We start from the raw sequence: 5,593 nt of genomic DNA, 5'->3' as shown, positions 1-5,593 counted from the left end.
ATTATAGCTAAAGGCTGTTTTTATTTATTATTACTTTACGATTATTATTAATCAAGGACAGTATCATGTTGAAACCTATCGCGTTTTTTTTGGGATTAACAAGTTTATCCCTACTCACTTTTCATGCTCAGGCAGATGAACCATTACCCGATGAAGTTCGCGTGGCCTACGGTGGTAGCTCACAGGTTCTGGTTCTGGCGAAAGTCGATGGTTCGTTGGAAAAAGCACTCAATACCAAGGTGAAATGGGTGCAATTTGCCACCGGTGCTGATGCACTAGGTTATTTTGCCAGCGATGCGATTGATATTGCCAATATAGGTTCAAGCCCTGCGGTTGCGGGTTTGGTGCGAAAACTGCCAATAGAAATATTTGGTATATCAGGTGTGATAGCTACGTCTGAACGCCTTATTGCTAAAGATACGATTACCTCTTTGAAGGATATTGAAGGTAAACGTGTCGCTTATCTGCCTAATTCAACCGCTCAATATGCATTAGATGCCGCGATAGTGGTCAATCATATTGACCGTAATAAGGTGACATTAATTCCATTGCGACCCGCAGAAATGGTTGCTGCGTGGAAACGGGGAGATATTGACGCGGGCTATGTTTGGGCTCCTTTTGCGCAAGAGCTCGAAGTCTCTGGCGGGCATCCCGTATTCGAGACCAAACAGCTTCAGCAGGACGGTTATCTCATTTATAACAATTATGTGGTCAGAACTGCGTTTGCTAAAGCGCATCCCGAGTTATTGAGCCAATTCTTGCAAGTACATCAGCAAAAAGTTGATGAATTTAAGCGTGATCCAATAAAAGCGGCGGCTATCGTGGCGAAAGATGTTGGCGCACCGGTGACAACGGCAACGAATACCTTATCTGGTTTGGAATATCCAACACTTAAACAGCAGGAAACGGCGCAGTGGTTAGGCAACGGTTCCGATACTGATAACAGTGGTATTGGGCAGGCGGTGCATAAAACTGCTGGGTTCTTGGAAAGCATTGGTGAAGTGCGTAAACGTGACATTCCCAGCTCGTTTGAAAAGGGAATTAATGTCAGTTATTTAAAGGATGCGATCGCCGCACAAGTACAGCAATAGGGTATTTATGAATCGAGTGCAGCAGGTTGGGTTAAGCGTTGGGGCGGTTATTTCATTCTTCTTATTGTGGCAGGTGGTGGGGGCTGAGCAGTGGATCGATCCATTGCTGTTACCGCCATTATCGGATATTGCCCTCACCGCCGGCGAGTTGCTGCAAGAGGGATACCGGCAAGTGCCATTGTGGCAACACATTGCTGTCAGTGTTGCCCGGGCATTGAGTGCATTCGCCGTCGCTATCTTGGTTGGCGTGCCATTGGGATTGGTTATGGGTCTGTCGCAACCTATTGCAGCGCTGCTTAACCCATTTGTGCAGTTTTTACGGCCATTACCCAAGATAGCATTGATCCCCTTAGCGGTTGTCTGGCTGGGTATCGGTGAGTCATCCAAGTTTTTCCTGATTTTTATTGCCACATTTCTCAGTGTGGTGGTTGGGGCTTGCGCTGCGGTTGAACGTATTGGACGAGCCAGAATTCGTGTCGCCCAAACATTAGGTGCTAGCCGTCGGCAGATTTTTTTTCGTGTAGTACTACCTGAAACGCTACCAGAATTGTTTACCAGTGTGCGCTTATCCATTGGTATTGGTTGGACGTCGCTGATTGCTGCTGAAATGGTTGCTGCGACATCAGGGCTAGGCTGGATGGTGATCAATGCCAGCTCGTATTTACGTACTGACATTGTGATGCTGGGAATACTGTTACTGGGTGGTATTGGTTATCTGCTTGATCTGCTGATTGTAGGTTTACAGCGATTATTGGTGCCATGGGCAGGGAGAGAGTAATGCGAAAGGAACCATCGGCATCTATTACGGTTAATCGGGTCAATTTGGGTTTTGCCACTAAGCAGGGGCGGCAGCAGGTGCTGGAAGATATCTCTTTGAGTATCGAGCCGGGTGAATTTGTGGTACTGCTCGGGCCGTCGGGCTGTGGTAAGTCAACCATTCTTAATTTGATAGCCGGCTTTGAGCACCCCGACAGTGGCAATATTCAATGCCAGGGAGATGTGGTGTCAGCACCTGGACCGGATCGAGGGATGGTATTTCAGCAGGCAAATCTATTCCCATGGTTAACGGTACGCGATAACGTCTCTTTCGGCCCACGGATGCAGGGGGCGACGCCTGCGCAAATCCTACCGGAAACACAGGCATTCCTGAAACTGGTGGGTTTGCAAGGGTTTGAAGATCACTATCCATGGCAATTATCCGGTGGCATGAAACAACGGGTCGCGATGGCCAGAGCCTGGTTACCCAACCCCGACATATTGCTGATGGATGAACCTTTTGGTGCGTTGGACGCGCAAACCCGTCTCATGATGCAGGAATTGTTGTTATCAGCCTGGCAGCAAACCGGCACCACGATTTTGTTTGTGACACATGATGTTGAGGAGGCTCTGTTTCTGGCCGACCGGATCCTTATCATGTCAGCACACCCCGGTTGTATCGTAGATGAAATAAGACTGCCTTTTGGCCGTCAGCGTGACATAGAAACGTTGGCTCAGGCTGAGGGTTATAGCGAAATTAAACAGCGGATATTGCATCGAGTTCGTAGTGAAGCCCGCCGTCATTTCAATAACTAATATAATATTATTAAGGAATTACTATGCATCTCGCTCGGTTTCCTCGCCTTTCATTGGGCCATTTCCCTACGCCATTAGAGGCATTGCCCGCGTTATCACGTTATTTAGGTGGTCCTAATATTTATATTAAACGTGATGATTGCACGGGGCTGGCGACCGGTGGCAACAAGACGCGTAAATTAGAATTTCTGCTGGCGGATGCGCTGCAACAAGGGGCCGATGTGGTGATTACGCAAGGGGCTACCCAGTCAAATCATGTCCGTCAGACGATTGCTGCGGCGGCAAAATTGGGTTTGGAAGCACAAATTTTGCTGGAGAAACGAGTCAGTGATTTTGGCGATGATTACCAGTTTTCGGGCAATATCTTGTTGGATAATTTATTAGGGGGAACGATAGCGGCTCACTTGCCAGCGGGGACGGATATGCAGCAGGCGATGGAGCATTTGGCAGAGACATTGCGGGCACAAGGGAAAAAGCCATATATCATCCCGGGTGGTGGGTCGAATCCGATCGGTGCTTTAGGTTATGTCGCTTGCGCGCAAGAGTTACTTTATCAGTCTAGCCAGCAGCAGCTACGAATTGATCATATTGTACACGCAACAGGCAGTACGGGAACACAAGCCGGGTTGGTTACAGGGCTGGTTGCCAGTAATAGTGGTATTCCGGTACTGGGCATCAGTGTTCGCGCACCACAAGATAAACAGGAGCAAAATGTTTACTCTTTGGCACAACGGACTGGGGAACTGCTGGGGCTAAAGGGGGAATTCCCTCGGGAAAGCGTGATCGTTAATAGCAATTATGTCGGTGCGGGTTATGGTTTACCGACTGATGGCATGCTTGAAGCGCTGACGTTGGTGGCACAATTAGAAGGGATTCTGCTTGATCCTGTCTATTCGGGAAAAGGAATGGCGGGGTTGATCGATTTAGTGCGCCAGGGGTATTTTTCACCAGACGATAATGTTGTCTTTATCCATACCGGCGGTTCTGCCGGGCTGTTCGGTTACCGCCAGGTATTAGAGCAGGTAGGCAAGGATGACTAAACCTCTTTTATTTGGTGTGCTGGGTGGGATGGGACCCCTTGCGACACTGGATCTATTGCACAAAATTATTGAAGTAACGCCAGTTAGTCGGGATCAGGACCATTTACCGGTAGTGACATGGAATGTCCCGCAAATACCTGATCGACAAAAAGCATTGGCGGGATGTGGGGAATCACCGTTGCCACAGTTGTTACATGCAATACAGCAACTGAATCAGTTAGATGTCAGTCATATTGCTATACCCTGTAATACGGCACATCACTGGTATCCACAACTGGCCAATGCTAGCCGGGCACCTATCCTGCATATTGTCGATATTGCCGTAGCCCACATAGCTAGTTTGCACCCCCGACCACAACGGGTCGGGGTGATCGCAACCGAGGCAACACTGCAAGCGCAGTGGTATCAGCAGCGATTGGCGGCATTAGGGATCAGCGTCATTTTACCGACCGAACAGGCATTAAAAACCTTGTTTGTCCCAGGATGTTATGCGGTAAAGCGTGGTGAGGTAGCTCTTGGGGGCCAACTCTTGCAACAGTTGGCTACAGAATTGGTAGGGCGTGGTGCCGAAAAATTAGTGTTGGCTTGTACTGAAATTCCGCTCGCGTTTAACGCTATTGAATCGCCACTACTGGCTTTGAGTATTGACCCTGCATATGCCTTAGCTCAGCATTGTGTGACGTTATGGCAACATTCGCAATCGGCTAATAGTTTTCACATACAATAGCGCCCTTTTTAAATAGGGCGATTTAAATGATTAATTTCGGCGCATTAAGGGGATGTTGTAGTAAATAACTATTTTAAATTTTCTGGAATGGATTGCAAATTGGATAATTGCTGCCAACTGACATCATCAATAAATATGCCATGAGTCAAACGGTGTTGATGATTTCTTTGTTCCCATTCTCCAGGTAATGTCAGATTATTATCGGAATGGGAACTACGTACCCAGTCTAACAGAGCTGGTATTTCCTGCTGATAACGCTGTGCTCCGCCCAAACGCTCAGGGTCAATTAATATTGTCAGCATATTATTGATGATTCTCTGCTGCCCCGGCTGCGTATTTCGTTCGGTGTTGCCCCCGGTTAATGCCGCTCCCAGCAAAGAACAGATGAGTGCCAGCCCCGAACCTTTATGTTCGCCGAATGCCCGCAGTGCGCCAAAGGGTTCTTCCATCAAATAACGTGGGTCGACCGTGGGCATGCCTTGGTGGTCTACCGCGCAACCAGGCTCTAATTGTCGCCCCTCATTCCACGCAATACGTGCTTTATTACCCGCAATAACGCTAGTGGCAAAGTCCAGAATGATTGGCTCGCCGGATAACAAGGGAACGCCTGCGCAGAAGGGATTGGTTCCTAGTCGGGCTGATTGCCCTTGCCAGGGGATGACATTGGCGCGATTGTTTACATTCGCAAAATGCAATGAGACTAACCCCGCCGCGGCAGCTTGTTCAGCCCAGGCACCGATGCGGCCTAAGTGGTGTGCATTTGCCAGACTCAAAACCGTGACTCCGTGCTGTCGGGCGCGTTCAATACCCAGTTCAATCACTTGTTTTCCAATAACCTGGCCGAAGCCATGCTGCCCGTCAAATGAAATCAACGCTCCAAAATCTGTGGTGATTTTAACCTTTGCTGCAGGATTTAATCCTCCCTCATGAATTGCCGCGATATAGCGGGGCAACATACTAACACCGTGGGAGTCATGGCCTTTGAGACTGGACTCCACCAAATTATCAGCCACGTTAGCGGCGATGCCTGAGTCTACTGAAATATCGACCAATCGATCATGCAGATATTGCCGAAGAAAATGATGACTGAAAACGGGCATTTCTAGCTCCGAAAATAATAATGGAATATCGGGAACTATAACGCTTTCAATGTTCGATACATA

At 48.3% G+C, this 5,593-nt stretch carries 6 protein-coding genes; 5 read left to right on the top strand and 1 reads right to left on the bottom strand.

Going from position 1 to position 5,593, the window contains the following annotated elements:
* Nucleotides 1-68 precede the first annotated feature (68 nt).
* The 5 genes from V1952_RS19730 to V1952_RS19710 are packed head-to-tail and all read left to right on the top strand — an operon-like array spanning nucleotide 69 to nucleotide 4,430.
* Complete coding sequence (locus V1952_RS19730; protein ID WP_420075378.1) at nucleotides 69-1,091, top strand: glycine betaine ABC transporter substrate-binding protein; 1,023 nt, start codon at nucleotides 69-71, stop codon at nucleotides 1,089-1,091.
* 7 nt (nucleotides 1,092-1,098) lie between these two features.
* Nucleotides 1,099-1,869 carry an ABC transporter permease gene (locus V1952_RS19725; protein ID WP_372558575.1) on the top strand — a complete coding sequence of 257 codons (771 nt, stop codon included), beginning with the start codon at nucleotides 1,099-1,101 and terminating at the stop codon, nucleotides 1,867-1,869.
* Nucleotides 1,869-2,663: an ABC transporter ATP-binding protein gene (locus V1952_RS19720; protein ID WP_420072314.1), complete on the top strand. Its 795-nt coding sequence runs from the start codon at nucleotides 1,869-1,871 to the stop codon at nucleotides 2,661-2,663. The genes V1952_RS19725 and V1952_RS19720 overlap by 1 nt, the downstream gene beginning before the upstream one ends.
* A gap of 23 nt (nucleotides 2,664-2,686) precedes the next feature.
* Nucleotides 2,687-3,703, top strand: a complete 1,017-nt coding sequence (locus V1952_RS19715) for a D-cysteine desulfhydrase (RefSeq protein WP_420075377.1) — start codon at nucleotides 2,687-2,689, stop codon at nucleotides 3,701-3,703.
* Nucleotides 3,696-4,430 (top strand): aspartate/glutamate racemase family protein, encoded by a 735-nt coding sequence (locus tag V1952_RS19710; protein ID WP_372558578.1) that lies wholly within the window; start codon nucleotides 3,696-3,698, stop codon nucleotides 4,428-4,430. Before V1952_RS19715 ends, V1952_RS19710 begins: the two co-directional genes overlap by 8 nt.
* A gap of 68 nt (nucleotides 4,431-4,498) precedes the next feature.
* Here V1952_RS19710 and V1952_RS19705 read toward each other — a convergent pair whose 3' ends face one another.
* Complete coding sequence (locus V1952_RS19705) at nucleotides 4,499-5,530, bottom strand: malate/lactate/ureidoglycolate dehydrogenase (protein WP_420075376.1); 1,032 nt, start codon at nucleotides 5,528-5,530, stop codon at nucleotides 4,499-4,501.
* Nucleotides 5,531-5,593 lie beyond the last annotated feature (63 nt).

The sequence above is a fragment of the Yersinia sp. 2542 StPb PI genome, from assembly GCF_048593855.1.
GTDB lineage: Bacteria > Pseudomonadota > Gammaproteobacteria > Enterobacterales > Enterobacteriaceae > Yersinia > Yersinia enterocolitica_E.
Note: the sequence above shows the minus strand (reverse complement) of the source record. Positions and strands in the feature narration are given on the sequence as shown.